3 protein-coding genes and 1 pseudogene are annotated in these 1,696 nt (G+C 65.3%); 1 reads left to right on the top strand and 3 read right to left on the bottom strand.

Going from position 1 to position 1,696, the window contains the following annotated elements:
• Window positions 1–181, top strand: a 181-nt coding sequence (locus tag EOA36_RS34840) for a hypothetical protein (RefSeq protein WP_210212446.1), incomplete at its 5' end; no start/stop codon positions are given.
• A 23-nt stretch (window positions 182–204) separates the two neighbouring features.
• On the opposite strand, the gene EOA36_RS34835 is transcribed toward EOA36_RS34840, so the two are convergent.
• The 3 genes and pseudogenes from EOA36_RS34835 to EOA36_RS34825 all read right to left on the bottom strand — a co-directional run.
• A complete protein-coding gene (locus EOA36_RS34835; RefSeq protein ID WP_127281180.1) occupies window positions 205–486 on the bottom strand; it encodes a hypothetical protein in 282 nt (93 codons plus the stop codon).
• Window positions 487–552: 66 nt separating this feature from the next.
• Entirely contained in the window at window positions 553–1,071 is a 519-nt protein-coding gene (locus EOA36_RS34830) for a ferritin-like domain-containing protein (protein WP_127281179.1), read from the bottom strand.
• A 137-nt stretch (window positions 1,072–1,208) separates the two neighbouring features.
• Window positions 1,209–1,696: pseudogene (locus EOA36_RS34825) on the bottom strand (ATP-dependent DNA ligase); the annotation flags it as partial.

Here is a 1,696-nt window from a genome sequence, read left to right as displayed (position 1 = left end):
AAGCGAGACATACTTGATGCCAGATCCGAGAGAACCCGATCCCAACCGCGATGTGCCCATGCCGGCTCCCAATTGGAAGCCCGAGCCGATCGGCGAACCGGAGCCGGACCGATTGCCCGACGAGGCGCCGCTACCCAATCCCGACGAGAATGAAGAGCCCCCGATGCATGCGGCCGGCTGACCGGATTGCGCACGTCGTTGGGGTCACTCTTCGTCGAAGCGGCCGCCTTCCCTCGAAGGATCGCGTGAAATGACCGCCTCCTCGACATCGTCGGGCAATGCCTCGTCGCTTTCCTGGTAGGGGTTGTCGTCGTCTTCCTCGGGCAAGTCGCCTTCCTCCTCGGCCCCGTCTTCCACCGCCGCATTGTCGGGAAGGATTTTCGCCCCTGCGAGCGCGTCCCAGTCCTGCTGCCCCATGGCGGGACCTTCGGTTTCGTCGGGGTCTTCGGCCTGCACCGCGGGTTGCTCTGTTTTGCGGGGGTCCATCGTCATTCTCCGAAATCCTGAGGAGTTTGCCCCGGTCGCCTGGCGCCCGGGGCACAAACTTGCCAGCTAGGCGGCCTGTTCCAGGGCACGCTCGTTGACGCCGCCCTCGCCAAGGCTGGAAAGGGCCTCGTCGGTCGCCATCTCCTCCTCGAGGGTCGCGTTGAGGAGGTTGACCACGTCGCCCTTGCCGAGCTGTTCGGCCCAGGCGATCAGCGTGCCGTAGCGCGCGATCTCGTAGTGTTCGACGGCCTGCGCCGCCCCAACCAGCCCGGCGTCCAGCGCGGGGGCGCCCTTGTATTCCTCGAGGATTTCCGAACCCTCCTCGAGGATGCCGTCGATGGCGGGGCAGGTCTTGCCCCGGGCCGGCTTGTCGAGAAGCTCGAAGACCTGTTCGAGGCGATCGACCTGGCCCTCGGTCTCCGCCAGATGTTTCTCGAACGCCGCCGCAAGGTCCTCGGATTCGGCGCCCTTTGCCATTTTCGGCAGCGCCTTCAGGATTTTCTTCTCGGCATAGTAAATGTCCTTCAGCCCATCGAGGAACAAGGCTTCAAGGCCCTTCGTTGCCGCTTTCTTCGCAGTCGCCATAATTGTCATCTCCAATTGTCGTGAAGCCCACCATCGGTGTAGCTGGGACTCAACTTGCTATCGGGACGGTTGTTCCAGCGGTCTCGCAAAGAGGCTGCCTCCGGCTCGGCCCACGCGCCGCCGCGGGGCGAACTCCCTCACTGGATCTGCCGCATGGTGCACCGGCGCGGCGCCTTGTCCGGCCGCCAGCGCAACAATTTGGTGCCATGCCGGAACCTGTCGCCGGTGACGTGATCGAAGCGGACCTCGACCACCAGTTCCGGCCGCAAGGGTTCCCATTCGCCGCTGCGCTGCGTGCTCCAGCGGCTCGGTCCGCCTGGCGCCTTGCCGGTGAAGCCAGGTCCGCCACGCAGCTTTTCGAGCTTTCGGGTGACGCCGGCCCGGTCGTCCCTGCCGATGGTCGAGGTAAAGCCGACATGGTTGAGTTTGCCGCTCTCCTCGTAGAGGCCGAGCAGGAGCGAGCCGACCTCCTTGCTGCCGGCCAGATAGCGAAATCCGCCTACCACGCAGTCGGCCGTACGCAACCGTTTGACCTTGACCATCGCGCGTTCGCCCGGCCGGTAGGGGTCGGCCAGCAATTTGGCGACGACGCCATCGGTGGGGCCGTGGCCGGCCCCTTCCAGCC

The organism is Mesorhizobium sp. M8A.F.Ca.ET.021.01.1.1 (assembly GCF_003998025.1).
Lineage (GTDB): Bacteria > Pseudomonadota > Alphaproteobacteria > Rhizobiales > Rhizobiaceae > Mesorhizobium.
Note: the sequence above shows the minus strand (reverse complement) of the source record. Positions and strands in the feature narration are given on the sequence as shown.